Genomic DNA, 18,042 nt, shown 5'->3' on the forward strand with positions numbered 1-18,042 from the left:
CGCTCACTTCTTCGCGTACTTGATCGAGGAGGCGATCAGCTCGGTGCGCTCACCGCTGGCGGCGCGGATCGCGGCCCGGCGGGCGTTGATCGGCTCGTCCTGGATCTTGGCGTGCAGCTTCAAAATCGCGTCGAGCAGCATTTCGGGGCGCGGCGGGCAGCCGGGGAGGTACATGTCGACCGGGACGATGTGGTCGACGCCCTGCACCACGGCGTAGTTGTTGAACATGCCGCCGGACGAGGCGCAGACGCCCATCGCCAGCACCCACTTGGGCTCGGCCATCTGGTCGTAGATCTGGCGGAGCACCGGCGCCATCTTCTGCGTGACGCGGCCGGCGACGATCATCAGATCGGCCTGGCGCGGCGTCGCGCTGAAGCGCTCCATGCCGAAGCGGGCGATGTCGTAGCGGGAACCGCCGACGGTCATCATCTCGATCGCGCAGCAGGCGAGACCGAAGGTGGCGGGCCACATGGAGTTCTTGCGGGCCCAGTTCACCAGGCCTTCGAGGCTGGCCAGGAGGATGCCGTTGGGGAGTTTTTCTTCGAGGCCCATGCTTCTCTAGTTCCAATCCAGGCCGCCGCGACGCCACACGTAGGCGTACGCGAAACCGACCGTCGCGATGAACAGCACGATCTCCACCAGGCCGAACATGCCCAGCGCGTCCGCGGAGACCGCGAACGGGTAGAGGAAGACCATCTCGATGTCGAACAGGATGAACAGCATCGCGGTGATGTAGTACGCGACCGGCATCCGGCCGCCGCCGACGACCGGCTGCGGCGACGGTTCGATACCGCATTCGTAGGCCGCGAGCTTCGCCTTGTTGGCCCGGCTCGGGCCGACGAGCGGGCCGAGCAGCACCGAAAGCACCGCGAAGCCGAGAGCGAGGACGAACAAGAGGACCAGGGGGAGGTACATGTCCAGGTTCGGCACCGAAGGGGTGCTCGCCTGGGACAGCACGGGCAACATCAGCACGGGGTTTTCGCCATCCTTTCCGCGCCGCTGCGGTTTTCGAGTCGGGGTTCACCGCTTCCCTCGGTCGGCACCCTAAGTCACCTGGGTCACACCGCCGAGGGTTAGGCAACCCTTACGGGCCGTGCATGACGGCCCCCTTGCTTGTGAAATAGTTCACAAGCCTCCCGTCGAGGATGTGAAGCGATTCACAAAGCATGGGGCGAGTGTAGGACGTGACTCACATTCTTGTCCCTAGGCCCCGTGCTATAAGGCTGCCCTAACTTGGCCGCACGGCCAGTACGGTTTCTTCGCACGTGCGGTACCGGTGACCTGCGACGTCGTTCTCAAGATCGGCTTCAGGGGGCTGTTTGACCACATTTGTCCTGTGACCGATACCACTGCGCGGAGTACCCGTGACTGGTCCAGACGTGTGGTGGCGGGCCGTGGCACACAGCATTTCGTCCTCTGACTGCGGTGGTTCGAAGGGCGAACTACCGCAGTCAGAGGACGAAATGCGGGGCGTCAGCGCGGGGAGGGTGTGGCGCGCGCCAGGGCGGCGATCAGGCGGTCGACGCCGTCCCCGCCCTTGGCGTCGTAGCAACCCGAAAGTCCCTTGTAGACCAACGGAAGGATCGAGTTGATCCGCAGTCCGTACTTCGTCGCCGCGTGCATGACCTTCGGCTTACCGATCAGCTTCGCGAACACGTTGCCGAGCCGGTAGTAGCCGCCCATCAGCTCCGCGACGGCGCGCGGGTAGCCCTCCAGCGCCCGCTCACGCGAAGGTCCTTCGCGCCGCGCCAGCGCCTGCACGACGAACTCCGACGCCAGCTGCGCGGACTCCATCGCGGCCGAGATGCCCTCGCCGTTGAACGGGCTGACCATGCCGCCGGCGTCGCCGAGCAGCAACAAGCCGTCGCGGTAGTGCGGGGTGCGGTTGAAGCCCATCGGGAGACCGGCGCCGCCGACCTTGCCGATGGCGTTCTCCTCGCGGTAGCCCCATTCCTCGGGCGTCCCGTCGAGCCACTGACGCAGCAGCGCGCGGTAGTCGGTGCTGCGGAACGCGGCCGACGTCGACAGCATGCCGAGGCCGACGTTCACCGTGCCGTCGCCGAGCGGGAACGCCCAGCCGTAGCCGGGCAGCAGCTTCGGGTCGCGCGGGTCCGAGCGGTCCCACAGCTCCAGGTGGCCCTCGATGAACGGGTCGTCGTGACGCGGACTCTTGTAGTACTGCCGCACCGCGACGCCCATCGGGCGCTTCTCGTTCTTCTGGATGCCGACGCTCAGCGCGAGCCGCGCGGAGACGCCGTCGCAGGCCAGCACCAGCGGAGCGCGGTAGCTCACCGGCGTCTTCTCCGGGCCGACCTTCGCCTCGACGCCGATCACGCGACCGGCCGGGCTGGTGATGGCACCGGTGACGGTGGTGCGCTCGTAGAGCCGCGCGCCCGCCTTCACCGCGGTCTTCGCGAGCAGGTCGTCGAAGTCCTGGCGGGTCCGCGAAACGCCGTACGGCGGGTAGCTCGTCAGGTCCGGCCAGTCCAGTTCCAGCGTGAGCTCGCCGGTGAGGATCCGCAGGCCGCGGCTGTGCACCCAGCCCGCGTCCTCGCTGGTGTCGATCCCCAGGTCGATGAGCTGCTTGACGCCGCGCGGGGTCAGGCCGTCGCCGCACACCTTCTCGCGCGGGAACTCGGTCTTCTCCAGCAGCAGCACGTCGACGCCCGCGCGGGCGAGGTACGTGGCGGCGGTGGAGCCGGCCGGTCCGGCACCGACGACGATGACCTCGGCGTCGTGGTCTGCGTTGCGACGTGTCATAGCCGCGAGTTTACGGAGGGCTTTTTGGCGCGGTGGATGGCGACGACGCCGAACGTGAGGTTCAGCCACTCCACCTCGGTCCACCCGGCGCTCGCGATGATCTCGCCCAGCGTCCGCTGATCCGGCCACGCCAGCATGGATTCGGCCAGGTAGGAGTAGGCCTCGGGGTTCGAGGAGGTCCGGGCGCCGACCCAGGTGAGCAGCTTCGCGATGAACTTCCGGTGCAGGAACCGGATGGGCGGGAATGTGGGCGTCGACACCTCGCAGATCACCAGGCGGCCGCCCGGTTTGACCACCCGCGCGATCTCGGTGAGCGCGGCCTTGGTGTCGACGAAGTTCCGCAGCGCGAGCGAGATGGTCACCGCGTCGAAGCTGCCGTCGGCGAACGGCAGCTTCATCGCGTCGGCGGCCACCATCGGGACCCCGCGATGCTTGCCCGCCTTGAGCATGCCGACCGAGAAGTCCGCCGCGAGGCACCACGCGCCGTTGCGCGCGTACTCGACGGTGGACACGCCGGTGCCCGCCGCGAGATCCAGCACCTTCTCCCCGCGTTTGGCGTCCAGCACCCGGCCGGTGATGGTGCGCCAGCGGCGGTCGAAGCCGAAGGTCATGAACGAATTCGCGCGGTCGTAGCCGTCCGCGACGTCGTCGAACATGGCGGCGACTTCGTGCGGATCCTTGTCAAGACTCGCTCGGGACATACCCGAACACTAACCCCGAGCCCCTGAGACAGGTCACCCAAGCGGGAGCAAAGCGACAGCCCGTAGGTTCACCTGGCCCGGTGAAGCAACGCCGGGGCACGGTGCGCACCGGCCCCCGCGACCTCGCCGGCGAGGATCCTCCGCTCCAGCAACCGCAGTTCCGGCCCCGGTTCGAGGCCGAGTTGATCGACCGAGATCCGGCGCGCGCGCCGGTACGCCGCCAGCGCGTCGGACGTGCGCCCGGCTCGCCACAGAGCGTCCATCAGGAGGTGCTGGGCACGCTGCCGCAAGGGGTGCCGCCGCACCAGATCGGCCAGCTCGACGGCCGCGCTGGCGTGCCGCCCGAGGTCGAGTTCCGCCTGGTAGAGCTCTTCGAGCAGGACCAAACGGTGCTCCGAGAGGCGCATCGTCTCGTCCGAGAGCAGGGGGACGTCCAAGCCCTCGTACGGCGCTCCGTGCCAGTGCGTGAGGGCCTGCCGGATCAGCGAGGCGCGCTGCGCGGAGTCCGCGGTCTTCAGCGCCTGGCCTGCCAGAGTCTCGAAGGTCTCGACGTCGAGTTCGCCGGGGTGGACCTCCAGCCGGTAGCCGCCGTTGTCGAAGGCGAGCCGGTCGCCCTCGGGCAGGGCCTGCCGCAGCTTGTGGACGTGCCAGTGCAGCTTCGGCACCGCTCGCGGCTCCCACTTGCTGTCCCACAGCGCCTCGGTGAGCACGTTCACCGGGACGAAGGTGTTCGCCCGGACCAGCAGCACGCCGAGGAGCGTTCTCCGCATCCGGCCGTGCAGGGGGACCGACCCCGAACCGGAAGAGATGCTGAACGTTCCCAGTACTTCGAACCTCACGTGCCGTCCTCTCGCTCGATGGCGTGAGGGGACGATGAATGCCGGTTGTACAAAGAAGATACAAATGATCTTGCGGTGATCAAGTGTGCGCGGAGAGCATTCCCCGCACCGCCCGTGGCCAGGCGAATTCCTCCGCGCGAGCCCGCGCCGCCGCACGCCGCGCGTCCTCCGGGCTATCCAGTAGTCCGGTGACCGCACCCGCGAACGCGGGGGCGCGATCGTCGACGGCCTCGCCGCAGCCGGGCCGCACGATCTCCCGCAGCGCCGACGACGCCGAGACCACCACCGGCGTGCCCGAAGCGAGCGCCTCCAGTGCGGCCAGCCCGAACGTCTCGTGTGGACCGGGCGCGAGGGAGACGTCGGCGCTGGCCAGCAGCCGCGCGACGTCGCCGCGTCCGGAAAGGAAGCCGAGGAAGGTCACCGGAAGCCCACGCGCCCGTCGTTCCAGCGCCCGGCGGCGGGGCCCGTCACCCGCGATGACGAGCCGTACGCGGTGCCCCGCCTCGGTGAGCTCGGCGACGGTGTCCACGCTGCGCTCGACGTGCTTCTCCGGCGACAGACGTCCACAGTGGACGATCAGCGCGTCGGCGTTCCCGGTCAGCGTGTGCCGCCAGCCGTCGTCGCGCCGGGCCGGGGCGAAGGTCGCGAGGTCGACGCCGAGCGGGACGCGCCGCACGTTCGGCGCGGCGATCCGGTCGAACTCCGCGCGGGCGAACGCCGTCGTGCAGACCACCGTGTCGTAATGCCGCGCCATCCGCCGGTTCGCGACGTCCGCGACGCGCCGCGCGACGGGTTCGGGCATCAGGAACTGCTCCAGCAGCCGGTCGAGGCGTTCGTGCGAGATCACCATGCTGGGCACGCCGTTGCGCCGCGCCCAGACACCCATGCCTCGGAGGGTGAGCCTGTCGGACACTTCCAGCCTGTCCGGCTCCAGGCGTTTCAGCACCGCGCGCACGCGATGCGGATCGACCGCGCGGTAGCCGCCGGTGCCGGGGATCTGTGGCGCGGGAAGGGAAAACCGGCGTACGCCCGAGGGCAGTGTCTCGTCCGCGTAGCGCTGCCCGGGCACCACGAGGGTGACCTGATGGCCGCTGGCCACGTAACCGGCGCCGAGATGGTGCAGTGCCGTCCGCAGCCCGCCCGAGCGTGGTCCGTAGAAGTTGGCCAGCTGGACGATGTGCATTTGATCAGGCCGCGCGAGCGACTTTGCCTTGGACGGCTTCGTAGTGGCCGACCAGTTCGTGGCAGACCGCGGGCCAGGTCCGGCCGAGTACGACCTTGCGCGCCTTCTCCCCCAGCCTGGCCCGGAGTGCTTCGTCGCGCAGGTCGTTCACCTTGTCCACCAGCGCCGCCGCGAATCCGGCGCGGTCGGCGGGCAGCAGATAACCGGTGCGTCCGGGCAGGACCAGATCCTTCGGACCGCCCGCGTCCGGGGCGAGCACCGGGAGCCCGGACGCCATCGCCTCTTGGATGGCCTGACAGAACGTCTCGTGCGGTCCTGTGTGGACGAAGACGTCGAGGCTCGCGTATGCGGCGGAAAGCTCCTCGCCGTACCGAGCGCCGAGGAACGCCGCGCCAGGAATGCGTTCGCGCAGCATCGGCAGCTCCGGCCCGTCACCGACGACGACCACGCGGATCCCGTCGATCCCGGCGAGCGCGGTCAGCCGCTCGACCTCCTTCTCGGGCGCGAGCCTGCCGACGAAACCGACCAGCAGTTCGCCGTTCGGCGCCAGTTCGGCGCGCAACGCCGGATCGGCGTGGACCGGCGAGAACCGCTCGATGTCGACGCCACGCGCCCAGCGGTGCACCCGCGGGATCCCGTGCAGTTTCAGCTGTTCCACCGAATCCGTCGACGGCGCGAGCGTGCGGTCGGCCCGCGAGTGCAGGCGGCGCACCCAGCGCCAAGCGGCGCGCGCGGCGATGCCGAAGCCATACGCGGCGGCGAATCCGGCGATGTCGGTCTGATACACCGCGACACACGGCACGCGCAGCCGCCTGGCCGCGGCGAGCCCTCGCGCGCCGACCACGAACGGCGACGCCAGATGCACCACGTCGGGCCCGAAATCGGCCAGCGCGGTGAGCACCGTCCTGGTCGGCACGCCGACCGGGAGGGAGTTCACGCCGGGGAAGTCGAGGGCGGGAATGCGCACGACCGGGGCGCCGAGATACTCGACGGGACCCGGCCCCGGGGCGATGATCAGCACGTCGTGCGCGCGGTCGCGGAGGTGTTCCACGACGCGGAGCACGGAGTTGGTCACGCCGTTCACCTGGGGCAGGAAACTTTCGGTGACTATCGCGACTCGCACGCGGATCACTGTCGCATCCGGTTGTGACGGCCACGCCAACAAAAACGGAACAGACGACATGTCATCTCAAGGTCGTGTTCCGTAAACCAGGCTCGGCCACACTAGGCAGGCATGACCCTCCTGTCGTCTAGGCCGCCTCAGCCCGTCGAGCCCGGGCTGGTGTCGAGGGCCCTCGAAGTGGCCGGGCGGCTGGCCAACGACGCGACCGACGTGATCACCGCGACCGCCGGCCGGGGCGCCCAGCCCGATCCGAAGGACTCGCCCTTCGACTGGGTGACCGACACGGACCGGATCCTCGAACGCCACACCCGCCGCGTGCTGACCGCGGAGTTCCCCGGCGTCCCCGTCGTCGGCGGCGAATTCGGCGCCGACCACGGTGCCGACGTCGCCGAATACCGCTGGGTGGTCGACCCGGTCGACGGCACCGCGAACTACGTCGCCGGGGTGCCCTGGTGCGCGTACAGCCTCGCCCTGATCGACGCTTCGGGGCCGGTGGTGGGCGTGGTCGCGGATCCGTACCGCGCCCAGATCTACGCCGCCGCGCGCGGCCGCGGCGCCCGGGCGAACGGCAAACCGATCAAGCTGACCGATCGGTGCGGGACCGCCGGGGCGATCGTCTGCACGGAACTCACGCGCAAGGGTGTCTGGCCCGGGATGGGCCAGTTCATCGAACGGGCCGCCGCCGCGCACGCCGGGGTCCGGGTGCTCGGCTCGGCGGCGCTGGCGATCGCGCAGGTCGCCCTGGGGCACGCGGCCGCGGCGGTGCTGCACAGCTACCGCGAATGGGACGTCGCCGGCTCGGTCGCGCTGGCCATCGAGGCCGGGGCCGTGGTGCTGGACCGGCACGGCGAGGACACCGCCCTACCCGTCGACGCCCTCCTGGTGGCTGCCCCCGGGGTGGCGGACGAGGTCCTGGGCTGGTGGCGGGAGTCGGTCGGCTGAGTTCCGCCCCCAATCACGCGAGTTCCGCCTCTAATCACGCGAGTTCGCCGTCTGATCACGCGAGTTCGCCGTCTGATCACGCGTGTCGTCCGTCTGATCACGCGAGTTCGCCGTTTCCGCACGCCGAGCCCACGTGCCGCATCGGACGACACATGTGATCAGACGGACGACACACGTGATTGGGCGCGGGACTCACGTGATTGGGGACGGAACTCGCGTGATTGGGGGCGGGACTCGCGTGATCAGGCGGCGGACTCGGCGAGCGAGCGCCGGTAGGCCAGCCGCTGCCGCCGGATCCACCACAGCAGCGGACCGGCGATCAGCCAGGTGAAGAAGATCATGCTGCCCAGCGGCAGCAGCGTGTTCGCCGCCGAGCGGCCGGCCACCCGCGCGAGTTCCGGGTCGCCGACGTCGTACTCGATGTTCACCAGCTGACCGGCGGCCAGTCCCGACGGGTAGAGCACGCCGTTGGCCGGGCTGTGCATGATGCCGTCGGGGGTGGCGTAGTTGATGATCGTGCGGTCGAACGTCACCGACTCGACCTGGGCCGTGGCCTGCCCGAGTTCCGCCTCGATCGCGTTGTCGTTGCGGATGGCGGCGAACAGCAGCGAGACACCGAGCACGGTGACGAGTGAGGCGACAACGAGGGCGGCATACCACCCGATGCGCCTCACCCGCTCCGTTTTGGCCGTCACGCCGCGAGCGTATCGCTACCCGTCAGTGGGCGTGTCGCTCGGCGAGGAATTCGTGCGTCGCCTTGATCTGCGGGTAGGACTTCGGTGCGACCGGGGCCACAGCGGCCCGCTGAGCCGCGGCAGGAACACCGTTCGGGCCCACCGCGGGCTTGCCCTTGGTGTACAGCCACGTCTGGAACAGGTCGTACAGCGGCTTGCCCGAGATCTTCTCCGCGAGCGCGATGAACTCCGGGATCACCGCCGGCTTGGCCTTCTTCACCTGCTGCCAGGTCTGCAGGATCCGGAAGAACGTGTCGTCGCCCACGGCCTTGCGCAACGCGTGCACGGCGAGCGCGCCGCGGTCGTAGACGGCCGCGTCGAACTGGTTCTCCGCACCCGGGTCGGCGGGCAGGACCTGCCAGAACGGGTCCTCGGCCGGCACCGAGTCGTAGATGTACTGCGCGAGTTCGTCCGCCGTGCCCTCGCCGGTCTCCTCCGACCACAGGAACTCGCCGTAGGACGCGAAGCCCTCGTTCAGCCAGATGTCGCTCCACTTGCCGAGCGTGACGCTGTCACCGAACCACTGGTGCGCCTGCTCGTGCGCGACGACCGAGGTGTTGGAGCCGGACCGGAACGCCCGGGCGCCGTAGACCGGCCGCGTCTGGTTCTCCAGCGCGAAGGTGATGCCGGTGGTGACGACACCGCCCTGCGCCTCGAACGGGTAGGGCCCGAACTTCGAGGCGAGGAACTCGGTGATCTCCGGCGTCCGCTCGACGCTGGCCTTGGCCGCGCCGAGCGATTCGCCGAGGTCGGCGCCGTACGCGGTGATGAACGGCTGACCGTCCGGAGTGGTCTGCTGGTTCACCTCGACCTTGCCGACCTCCAGCGACGTGAGGTACGTCGCCTGCGGTTTGGTGCTGCGCCAGTTCCAGCGCGTCCACCCGGGCCGCTGCACCGTCTTGCGCACGAGCGTGCCGTTCGACAGCGCCGCGACGTCGTTCGGGACCTCGACCGAGATGTCGTAGGTGGCCAGGTCGGTCGGGTGGTCGTTGGACGGGAACCACCAGGCCGCGCTCTGCGGCTCGTCGACGGCGAGCGCGCCGTCCGGGGTCTTCTTCCAGGCGGTGAAGCCGTCGATCTTCACCTTCGAAGGCGTGTCCGCGTAGGCCACGACGACGGTCGCCGTCTGGCCCTTCTTCAGCGGCGCCGACGGGGTGACGGTCAGCTCACCGGTGCCGTCGGTCGACGTCGCGAACTTCGCGGGCCGGTTGTTCACGCGGACGCTCGACACCTTCAGACCGAAGTCCAGGTTGAACGCCGAGAGGTCCTGCGTCGCGGTGAGCAGGATCGTCGTGGCCCCGGACAGCAGGTCGGTCGCGGGCTGATAGGTCAGCCGCAGGTCGTAGTGACCGACGTCGTAGCCGCCGTTGCCGGCGTGCGGGTAGTACGGGTCGCCGATGCCGATCGAGCCGGGCGCGGGTGCGGCGGCCGCGCTGCCGGCGAGCAGCACCGAGACGACGCCCGCGGTCAATCCGGCGAAGCCGGCGCGAGTCTTCAAGCGCATTGCGAATCCTCCCAGGATTTGTCAGCGCGCTCGAACGTAGCCAGCCGATCATGCTCCAGACACGTCCAAAGGAGGGGTTCCTAACCCCTGGACTGAGATCAAAATCGGCTAGACAGCCCGCACCGCGGAGGAAACCGCCGTACGGAGGCGCGCGTGCAGCTCGCGGTGGCGCGTTCGGTCCACCCGGACCTCCACCACCCGCAGCCCCGGCGCGGGCTTGAGCGCCTCGCGGAACTCGGCCAGCGTCTCGGCGACGACATGCGGCACGCGGTAACCGGCGCACAGCGCGCCCAGATCGGCCCCGTGCGGCGTCCCGAAGACGCGCTCGAAGCTGGCGTCGTGCTCCGGCGCTCCCTGCTCCAGCAGGGAGAAGATGCCGCCGCCGTCGTCGTTGAGCACCACGATCGTCAGGTCGGGACGCTGCTCGGCGGGCCCGGTCAGCAGGCCGCTCGCGTCGTGCAGGAACGTCAGATCGCCGAGCAGGGCGTACGAATGTCCCCTGTGGACGGTCGCGGCGCCGATCGCGGTCGAGACCATGCCGTCGATCCCGGCGACACCGCGGTTGCGGTGCACGAGGACGTCGGGCCGCAGCCGTCCGGCGAGCGCGACGTCACGCGTCGGGTTGGACGAGCCGACGACCAGCAGCGACCCTTCCGGGACCGCGTCAACGAGTTCGGTCGCCAGGCGCAGCCCGCTCGGCCACGGCTCCGCGGCGAGCGCCTCGGCCACCGCGGCCGACGCCGCCCGGTCCGCGCGCTGCCAGCTCGCGAGCCATTCCGGGTCGGCCGGTTTGGACGGCTCGTCGAACCACTGGCCGACCTGGCGGACGTTGTGCGCGGGCGCGGGCCAGTCCGAATCCGGCCGGACCAGCAGCACCTCGACGTCGGGATCGGACAGCACCCGCTGGACCTGCCGGAACACCGTCGGACGCCCGATGCACAGGACCTGTTCGGGTTTGTGCCGCGAGATGAACTCCTCGACACCGAGCAGCCACGCGCCGGACGAGATCGCCGTCGCGCCCGCCATCCCGATGCCGCCGGTCTCGGAGACGACCGGCCAGCCGTGCAGTTCGGCCCATTCGCTGGCGGCCTGCACGCCGGTGTCGCACGCGATGACCAGACCGGACCGGGCCGAGGGCACCACGAACGAGGGAAGCGCGCCGAAGTCGGGAAGCTCGGTCCAGCGAGCGCCGTCGGGACGACCTTCGAGTGACTCGTACCACTCGCCGTCGTCGTCGATGTCCGGCACGAGCGGCTCGCGGAACGGGATGTTCAGATGCACGGGACCGCAGCGCCATTCGCCGTACGCGGCGTTCCAGGCGCGGCAGATCTGGCCGCGCCAGTACGAGTTCTGCCCGGCACGGCGTTCGGCGACGGCGAGCTCGTCGAAGTAGCGGATGGCGTTGCCGTAGAGCTGGTGCTGGTCGATGACCTGGCTCGCGCCGGCGGCCCGCATCTCGGGCGGCCGGTCGGCGGTCAGCACGATCAACGGGACCCCCGCGCGATCGGCCTCCAGCACGGCGGGGTGGAAGTTCGCGGCCGCGGTGCCCGACGTGCACAGCACGGCGACCGGGCGGCCGGTGCGCGCGGCGATGCCGAGGGCGAGGAAGGCGGCGCCGCGTTCGTCGATGCGGACGTGCAACTGGAGGCGTCCGGCGGCCGCCGCGTCGTACAGCGCGATCGACAGCGGGGCGTTGCGTGAGCCCGGGCACAGGACGACGTGGGACACGGTGTTGCGGACGAGTTCGTCGACGATGACCCTGGCCTGCGCGGTGGAAGGATTCACCGGCAGACCTCGGGTTTCACACTACGACTCACGGCCACACGTCCTATTCTCCCAAACGTGGATGACGCCCAGGTTTCCGAGCTGTTCGACCCCGCCTTGTGGACCGAGGTCGAAGGTTTCGACTTCACCGACATCACCTATCACCGCTCCTCTGAGAGCCGCTCAGGCAAACGTGTCGTACGTGTCGCGTTCGACCGTCCCGAGGTCCGCAACGCCTTCCGCCCGCACACCGTCGACGAGCTGTACCGCGCGCTCGACCACGCGCGGATGAGCTCGGACGTCGGCTGCGTCCTGCTCACCGGCAACGGCCCGTCGCCGAAGGACGGCGGCTGGGCGTTCTGCTCCGGCGGTGACCAGCGTATTCGCGGACGCTCCGGGTATCAGTACGCGGACGGGGAGACCTCCGACACGATCGATCCGGCCAGGGCCGGCCGGCTGCACATTCTCGAGGTCCAACGGCTGATCAGGTTCATGCCGAAGGTGGTCATCGCCGTGGTCCCGGGCTGGGCGGCGGGCGGCGGGCATTCGCTGCACGTGGTGTGCGACCTCACGCTGGCCTCGGCCGAGCACGCGCGGTTCAAGCAGACCGACGCCGACGTCGGCTCCTTCGACGGCGGCTACGGCTCGGCGTACCTGGCCAAGCAGGTCGGGCAGAAGTTCGCGCGGGAGATCTTCTTCCTCGGGCGCGAGTACACGGCCGAACAGATGCAGGCGATGGGCGCGGTCAACTCCGCCGTCCCGCACGCGGAACTCGAGGCCGAGGCGCTGGACTGGGCGTGGGCGATCAACGGCAAGTCGCCGACGGCGCAGCGGATGCTCAAGTACGCGTTCAACCTCACCGACGACGGCCTGGTCGGCCAGCAGCTCTTCGCCGGCGAAACGACGCGGCTCGCGTACATGCAGGACGAGGCCGTCGAAGGGCGCGACTCCTTCCTGGAGAAGCGCTCCCCCGACTGGTCGGCGTTCCCGTACTACTACTGACCCCTTTTCGACCAGGCGAAAAGGCCTGGAGCAGGGCATTCGGCGGCGCTTACGTTCCTCCTCGAAAGAGAAACCCGACTCATTCGAGGGGGAACGACCATGAAGAAGTCTCTACGGAGAGCGGCGCTGACGCTGCCGGCCATCGTCGCGGCCGGGCTGGTCGGCGTCGGCGGGGCGGCGCCCGCCCAGGCCGACCCGATCCAGACCCTGAGCTGCAACCACGGTCACACGAACAAGGACAGCGGCGAGGGCCGGACGAAGACGCGGATGCGTTACCGCACCGGCCCGCACACCAGCTGCTCCGCGTACGCCTGGGTCGACAAGGGCACGCTGATCTACTACCACTGCTGGACGACGGGCGAATCCATCGAAGGCAAGCGGACCTGGACCTGGGGCCGGATCGCGGGCACGCAGAAACAGGGCTGGTTCTCGGACTACTACCTCAGCGACGGCGGCGCCACGAAGCAGTGCTGAGCCGGGCGTCCCGTCGGCGTTAGGGTCGTGGGATGCGTGCGGTAGGGGTGGACGGGAGTCCGGAGTCGATCGTCGAGCTGACCGCGGCACTCGCCGGGGCGTTCGACGGCGGCTCGCCCGTCCTCCCCTACTCGTCCGAGGCCCTGCGGGACGCGATGGAACCGGCCCGCCCGGCCGAGCCGGGGACAGCGGTGGTCATCGCCACCTCCGGGTCGACCGGCGAACCCAAGGGTGTGCTGCTGTCGGCGTCGGCGCTGACCGCGTCGGCTCACGCCACCCACAAGAGGCTCGGCGGGCCGGGACACTGGTTGCTCGCGACCCCGGCGCAGTACGTCGGCGGCCTGCAGGTGCTGGTCCGCTCGCTACTCGCCGGGACGACCCCGGCCGTCCTGCACGCCGCCGGTTTCCGGCCGGACGACTTCGCCGAAGCCGCCGCGCCGCTGCTGTCACTGGACGGCCCGCGCTACACCGCGCTCGTGCCGACTCAGCTCGGGCGGTTGCTCGACGCGGGCGGCCCGGGTCTCGCGGCCGCCCGTGCTTTCGACGCGATCATCGTCGGCGCCGCGGCGACCACCGCCGAGCTCCGCGAGCGCGCGGCCGAAGCGGGCGTGAAGATCGTGCCCGCGTACGGCATGAGCGAGACCGCGAGCGGCTGCGTCTACGACGGCGTACCGCTGGACGGAGTACACGTCGAACTCGAGGACGAGCGGGTCTGTATCACGGGTGACGTCCTCGCGCACGGCTACCGGCTGCGACCCGACCTGACCGCGGAGGCCTTCGAGGGCGGCCTGTTCCGTACCTCCGACCGCGGCCGGTGGACGACCGGCGGGCGGTTGGAGATCCTCGGGCGGATCGACGACATGATCAACACCGGTGGGGTGAAGGTGGCCGCCGCGGCCGTCGAGCGGATCCTGACCGCACAGCCCGGAATCCGGGACGCGTGCGTGGTCGGAGTACCCGACCCGGAGTGGGGCGAGGCCGTCGTCGCGCTCGTCGTCGGCGCTGGTTGCGACGTCGAAACGCTGCGTGCCGCGTGCCGTGAAGAAGCCGGTGCGGCGGCCGCTCCGAAGCGGGTCGAATTCGCCGAAGAACTCCCTCTGCGGGGCCCGGGGAAGGTCGACAGGGCGGCCGTCAGGAATCTCCTACGAAGGTCGTGAATTCCCCACCGATTACCGGGACGTTGTTGACACGATCATTACCCGCGGGTTTACGTCTACATATGACGCGCTGGACACGCACAGTATTGGCCTGCACCGCCGTCACGATGGGACTGGTCGCTTTGGCCGGGCCCGCGCTGGCGGACGAACCGGAGACCGCCGTTCCGAACAGCGGCACCCTCACCTGGACCCTGGAAGACACGATCAACGACCTGAAGTAGGGCGGTTCGTCACCTGCTCGCGATGGCCGGGCAGGTGACGAGCCCCGCATACCGGCCGGTAGTGGCCAGGGCCAGAATGGCGGCATGGCGACTGCTGGTGAATGGATCGAAGGGGCGCGCCCGCGGACGCTGCCCAACGCGGTGGCGCCGGTGGTCGCCGGAGTCGGCGCGGCGATCGCGCTCGACGGCTTCTCCTGGCCCCGCTCGATTCTCGCGTTGCTCGTTTCCCTTTCCCTGATCGTCGGCGTCAACTACGCCAACGACTACTCCGACGGCATCCGCGGCACCGACGAGAACCGCGTCGGCCCGCTCCGGCTGGTCGGCTCGGGGGTCGCGAAGCCGAAGGCCGTCCTCGCGGCCGCTCTCGTCGCACTCGGGCTCGCCGGAGTGCTGGGGCTCGTGCTCGTCGCGATCAGCGGATTGTGGTGGCTGCTGGCGATGGGCGCGGTCTGCATCCTGGGCGCCTGGTTCTACACCGGCGGCAAGAAGCCTTACGGCTACTACGGTTTCGGCGAGATCGCGGTCTTCGTCTTCTTCGGGCTGGCCGGCGTGCTGGGCACCGTGTACGTCCAAGCCGGACAGTTGAGCTGGACCGCGCTCGGCTGCGCGGTGGCCGTCGGCTCGTTCTCGACCGGTGTGCTGACCGCCAACAACCTCCGCGACATCCCGACCGACATCGAGTCCGGCAAGCGCACCCTCGCCACCCGGCTCGGCGATGGCGGCACGCGGCGGCTTTACCTGGTGCTGGTCGCCGTCCCGTACGTCGTGAGCGTGCTGCTCGCCTTCGTGACGCCGTGGGCGCTGCTCGGCCTGCTGACCGCGCCGTTGCTGCTGAAGTCGGTCAAGGCCGTCGGCGGCGGCGCGCAGGGGCGAGCGCTGATCCCGGCGTTGCGGGACACCGGATTCGCGATGCTGGGGTGGGCGGTGCTGACCGCGGTCGCGCTGGCGCTGTGACCCCTGAGGCGTCACCGGACCTTTGATGCGCGACTGTGTGGATTTCGGGTCGTTGGATGACCCGAAATCCACACAGTGGGCGCGAAAGGGTCCGGTCACGGTTTCTCCGCGCCGCGTTCGGTCACTGGGGATGAACGGGCCGTTCATACCTTGAGTTTTTCGCTTCGGGGCACTATCTGTTGTGGTCTGGGAACGGCGCGGTCACCACATGTAGCCCACGTGGTAGCAAAGGTCCCTTGCTCCCTTTGGTGATCCGGCGCCACTTGAGGTAGACCGCCCACCCGGCGTTGCGAAAGCCACTTTCGCAACGTTGAAGGTTGCGAAAGTGGCTTTCGCAACGCCCCGACAAGCCGCCCCCGACCGAGCCCCTCAGGCTTCCGGAGCGAGCTTCCCGCTCACCAGGAACTCCCGGTACTTCTCCAGATAAGGCGCGATGTCGATGTCCTTCTGCGCCAGCCAAGCGTCGTCGTAGTACGTGTTCGCGTACCGCTCACCGCCGTCGCACAGCAGCGTGACGACACTGCCCGCCTGCCCCTCCGACACCATCCGCGAGATCAGCGTGAACGCGCCGAACAGGTTCGTCCCGGTCGAGCCGCCCGCCCAGTGCCCGGTCCGCTCACGCAGCACGCGGATGGCCGCCAGCGAAGCGGCGTCCGGCACCTGGAGCATCTCGTCGATCACGCCGGGCACGAACGACGGCTCGACACGCGGCCGCCCGATGCCCTCGATCCGCGACGGCATGCCGGTGCTGTAGTCGAGCGCCCCGGTCTGCCAAGCGCCGAAGAACGACGAGTTCTCCGGGTCGACGACGGCGATCTTCGTGGTGTGCCGCTTGTAGCGCACGTAGCGGCCGAAGGTGGCGCTCGTGCCGCCGGTCCCGGCGCCGACGACGATCCACGTCGGCACGGGGTGCCGCTCGGACTGCATCTGCGCGTACACGGATTCGGCGATGTTGTTGTTCCCGCGCCAGTCCGTCGCGCGCTCGGCGTAGGTGAACTGGTCGAGGTAGTGCCCGTTGCACTCCGAGGCGAGCCGCTCGGCCTCCGGGTACATGTCCGGCGCGCGGTCGACGAAGTGGCATTCGCCGCCGTAGAACTCGATGAGCGCGATCTTCTCCGGCGACGTGCTGCGCGGCACCACGGTGATGAACCGCAGCCCCAGCATCCGCGCGAAGTACGCCTCCGAGACCGCCGTCGAGCCGCTGGACGCCTCGACGAGTACGGTGTCCTGCCCGATCTGGCCGTTCACCAGGCCGTACAGGAACAGCGAACGCGCGAGCCGGTGCTTGAGCGAGCCGGTCGGGTGGACGGACTCGTCCTTCAGGTAAAGATCGATGCCCCATTCGGCGGGCAGCGGGAAGACGTGCAGGTGCGTGTCGGCGCTGCGGTTCGCGTCGGCCTCGATGATGCGGACGGCTTCGCGGACCCAGCTCCGGCTGTGCAGACGGCTCACGCTGCGCCGTCCACCCGGTCGCCGCGCAGCTGAGAGCGCAGTTCGGCACGGGCGCGAGCGCGCTTTTCGTTGCGGCGGGCGAGTCCGGCGGTCACGCGCGCGTTCAGCGGGCGGAACAGCAGCAGACCCAGCGGCAGCCCCACGACCAGGCCGATCAGCAACGCGACCAGCAGCGGGACGTTGACCAGCAGCAAGCCCCCCGCGATGACCCCGACCAGGACGAACCTGGCCAGCACGTACAGCGTCAGGTCACGGGGCAGGTGATTATCGCTCACATCAACGCAGGCTACGCGTTGCCGTTGCGGCCCTCGTCCAGGCCCGCGTTGTTGGGCCGCCCTTCGAAGCGGGTGGAGAGCACGACGGTGGTGTTCGTCCGGCCGACGCCGGGGATCCGCCGCAGCCTGCCGAGGGTCTTCTCCAGATCGTCGACGGTCGCCACCCGCACCTTGACGACGAAGGCCTCGTCACCCGCGACGGCGTAGCAGCTTTCGACCTCGTCGAGAGCCCCGAGCGCCGCCGCGACGTCATCTTCGGTCGCGGTGTCGGTGGGATGGATGCCGACCAGCGCCGTCACCCCGAGCCCGACCGTGTTGGGGTCGACCATGGCGTGGTAACCGGTGATCACGCCGGCGGCCTCGAGCTTGCCGACGCGCTCGTGCACTGATGAAGCCGAGAGCCCGACAGACCGGCCGAGGTCGGCGTAGGTAGCCCGCCCGTTCTCCCGCAATGCCGCGATGATCTTCCGATCCACCTGGTCCACCGCTACACCTTAGGTGCCACGGCCCGATTCGCGAGATCAGGGCGCGTTTTCATACATCCGTGACAAGACCGGGGTGCCCGCGCACGCATGTCGCGGTTGTCGGTTTTGACCTTTAAGGGCTCTTTACCTATGGACAACCGTTCGAGTACCTGACGGGTGAGATGCAACGATTGCCGTGTTGGCTACCCGGCACGACGGGCATCGGACCCGCCTCCGGTTTAGCACCGAAACCGTGAAGGAGGCGGAAAATGACCGCGACCATGGGCGGAAGGTTGCTCACCCCCGGTGAAGTGGCGGCCCTGTTCCGGGTCGACCCCAAGACCGTGACCCGCTGGGCGACCGCGGGCCGGATCGGCTCGATCCGCACTCCCGGCGGGCACCGCCGGTTCCGCGAGGCCGAGGTGAACGAGCTCCTCGCCGAGCTGACCACCGACGCCAGCGAGCCCGCTCGCAAGGTCTGACCAGGAATTTC

The 18,042-nt window shown here is 69.5% G+C and carries 20 protein-coding genes; 7 read left to right on the forward strand and 13 right to left on the reverse strand.

Annotation, left to right across the window (positions count from 1 at the left end):
- Nucleotides 1-3: 3 nt before the first annotated feature.
- From AJAP_RS36555 to AJAP_RS36585, 7 genes are all read right to left on the reverse strand, one after another.
- On the reverse strand, nucleotides 4-552 hold the full coding sequence (locus AJAP_RS36555) for a NuoB/complex I 20 kDa subunit family protein (RefSeq protein WP_005151847.1): 549 nt from the start codon (nucleotides 550-552) through the stop codon (nucleotides 4-6).
- A gap of 6 nt (nucleotides 553-558) precedes the next feature.
- Entirely contained in the window at nucleotides 559-966 is a 408-nt protein-coding gene (locus AJAP_RS36560; RefSeq protein ID WP_038524552.1) for an NADH-quinone oxidoreductase subunit A, read from the reverse strand.
- 507 nt (nucleotides 967-1,473) lie between these two features.
- Nucleotides 1,474-2,760 (reverse strand): geranylgeranyl reductase family protein, encoded by a 1,287-nt coding sequence (locus AJAP_RS36565; RefSeq protein ID WP_038520070.1) that lies wholly within the window; start codon nucleotides 2,758-2,760, stop codon nucleotides 1,474-1,476.
- Entirely contained in the window at nucleotides 2,757-3,461 is a 705-nt protein-coding gene (locus AJAP_RS36570) for a class I SAM-dependent methyltransferase (RefSeq protein ID WP_038520072.1), read from the reverse strand. The genes AJAP_RS36565 and AJAP_RS36570 overlap by 4 nt, the downstream gene beginning before the upstream one ends.
- Nucleotides 3,462-3,529: 68 nt before the next feature.
- The gene (locus AJAP_RS36575; protein WP_038520074.1) at nucleotides 3,530-4,300 is read right to left on the reverse strand and encodes an AfsR/SARP family transcriptional regulator; all 771 of its coding nucleotides are present in this window, start codon (nucleotides 4,298-4,300) and stop codon (nucleotides 3,530-3,532) included.
- Nucleotides 4,301-4,379: 79 nt separating this feature from the next.
- Nucleotides 4,380-5,483, reverse strand: coding sequence for a glycosyltransferase family 4 protein (locus tag AJAP_RS36580; RefSeq protein ID WP_038520077.1), 1,104 nt, complete (start codon nucleotides 5,481-5,483; stop codon nucleotides 4,380-4,382).
- A 4-nt stretch (nucleotides 5,484-5,487) separates the two neighbouring features.
- Nucleotides 5,488-6,606: a glycosyltransferase family 4 protein gene (locus AJAP_RS36585; RefSeq protein WP_202965553.1), complete on the reverse strand. Its 1,119-nt coding sequence runs from the start codon at nucleotides 6,604-6,606 to the stop codon at nucleotides 5,488-5,490.
- A gap of 111 nt (nucleotides 6,607-6,717) precedes the next feature.
- Between AJAP_RS36585 and AJAP_RS36590 the strand changes: the two genes are divergently transcribed.
- Nucleotides 6,718-7,548: an inositol monophosphatase family protein gene (locus tag AJAP_RS36590; protein WP_038520080.1), complete on the forward strand. Its 831-nt coding sequence runs from the start codon at nucleotides 6,718-6,720 to the stop codon at nucleotides 7,546-7,548.
- Between the two features lie 242 nt (nucleotides 7,549-7,790).
- Here AJAP_RS36590 and AJAP_RS36595 read toward each other — a convergent pair whose 3' ends face one another.
- The 3 genes from AJAP_RS36595 to menD all read right to left on the reverse strand — a co-directional run bounded on the left by AJAP_RS36595 (nucleotide 7,791) and on the right by menD (nucleotide 11,571).
- A complete protein-coding gene (locus AJAP_RS36595) occupies nucleotides 7,791-8,243 on the reverse strand; it encodes a DUF3592 domain-containing protein (protein WP_038520083.1) in 453 nt (150 codons plus the stop codon).
- 22 nt (nucleotides 8,244-8,265) lie between these two features.
- On the reverse strand, nucleotides 8,266-9,786 hold the full coding sequence (locus AJAP_RS36600) for a M1 family metallopeptidase (RefSeq protein WP_038520086.1): 1,521 nt from the start codon (nucleotides 9,784-9,786) through the stop codon (nucleotides 8,266-8,268).
- A 108-nt stretch (nucleotides 9,787-9,894) separates the two neighbouring features.
- On the reverse strand, nucleotides 9,895-11,571 hold the full coding sequence (menD, locus tag AJAP_RS36605) for a 2-succinyl-5-enolpyruvyl-6-hydroxy-3-cyclohexene-1-carboxylic-acid synthase (protein WP_038520087.1): 1,677 nt from the start codon (nucleotides 11,569-11,571) through the stop codon (nucleotides 9,895-9,897).
- 57 nt (nucleotides 11,572-11,628) lie between these two features.
- Between menD and AJAP_RS36610 the strand changes: the two genes are divergently transcribed.
- The 5 genes from AJAP_RS36610 to AJAP_RS36625 all read left to right on the forward strand — a co-directional run bounded on the left by AJAP_RS36610 (nucleotide 11,629) and on the right by AJAP_RS36625 (nucleotide 15,358).
- Nucleotides 11,629-12,552: a 1,4-dihydroxy-2-naphthoyl-CoA synthase gene (locus AJAP_RS36610; protein ID WP_038520089.1), complete on the forward strand. Its 924-nt coding sequence runs from the start codon at nucleotides 11,629-11,631 to the stop codon at nucleotides 12,550-12,552.
- Nucleotides 12,553-12,651: 99 nt separating this feature from the next.
- Nucleotides 12,652-13,026, forward strand: a complete 375-nt coding sequence (locus AJAP_RS42635; RefSeq protein ID WP_051972698.1) for a hypothetical protein — start codon at nucleotides 12,652-12,654, stop codon at nucleotides 13,024-13,026.
- A gap of 32 nt (nucleotides 13,027-13,058) precedes the next feature.
- Nucleotides 13,059-14,183 carry an o-succinylbenzoate--CoA ligase gene (menE, locus tag AJAP_RS36620; protein ID WP_038520092.1) on the forward strand — a complete coding sequence of 375 codons (1,125 nt, stop codon included), beginning with the start codon at nucleotides 13,059-13,061 and terminating at the stop codon, nucleotides 14,181-14,183.
- A gap of 62 nt (nucleotides 14,184-14,245) precedes the next feature.
- Nucleotides 14,246-14,404, forward strand: coding sequence for a hypothetical protein (locus AJAP_RS44465; protein WP_167333169.1), 159 nt, complete (start codon nucleotides 14,246-14,248; stop codon nucleotides 14,402-14,404).
- Between the two features lie 84 nt (nucleotides 14,405-14,488).
- A complete protein-coding gene (locus AJAP_RS36625; protein WP_038520094.1) occupies nucleotides 14,489-15,358 on the forward strand; it encodes a 1,4-dihydroxy-2-naphthoate polyprenyltransferase in 870 nt (289 codons plus the stop codon).
- Nucleotides 15,359-15,727: 369 nt separating this feature from the next.
- Here AJAP_RS36625 and cds1 read toward each other — a convergent pair whose 3' ends face one another.
- From cds1 to AJAP_RS36640, 3 genes are read right to left on the reverse strand one after another with little or no spacing between them, the layout of a single operon-like run.
- Nucleotides 15,728-16,810 (reverse strand): L-cysteine desulfhydrase Cds1, encoded by a 1,083-nt coding sequence (cds1, locus tag AJAP_RS36630; RefSeq protein WP_038520096.1) that lies wholly within the window; start codon nucleotides 16,808-16,810, stop codon nucleotides 15,728-15,730.
- Complete coding sequence (locus AJAP_RS36635; protein WP_038520098.1) at nucleotides 16,807-17,085, reverse strand: DUF4229 domain-containing protein; 279 nt, start codon at nucleotides 17,083-17,085, stop codon at nucleotides 16,807-16,809. The genes cds1 and AJAP_RS36635 overlap by 4 nt, the downstream gene beginning before the upstream one ends.
- An 11-nt stretch (nucleotides 17,086-17,096) precedes the next feature.
- The gene (locus AJAP_RS36640) at nucleotides 17,097-17,570 is read right to left on the reverse strand and encodes an Lrp/AsnC family transcriptional regulator (protein WP_038520100.1); all 474 of its coding nucleotides are present in this window, start codon (nucleotides 17,568-17,570) and stop codon (nucleotides 17,097-17,099) included.
- 248 nt (nucleotides 17,571-17,818) lie between these two features.
- On the opposite strand from AJAP_RS36640, the gene AJAP_RS36645 reads away from it, so the two are divergent.
- The gene (locus tag AJAP_RS36645; RefSeq protein WP_005151795.1) at nucleotides 17,819-18,031 is read left to right on the forward strand and encodes a BldC family transcriptional regulator; all 213 of its coding nucleotides are present in this window, start codon (nucleotides 17,819-17,821) and stop codon (nucleotides 18,029-18,031) included.
- Nucleotides 18,032-18,042: the final 11 nt, after the last annotated feature.

This window comes from Amycolatopsis japonica, assembly GCF_000732925.1.
Taxonomy (GTDB): Bacteria; Actinomycetota; Actinomycetes; order Mycobacteriales; family Pseudonocardiaceae; genus Amycolatopsis; species Amycolatopsis japonica.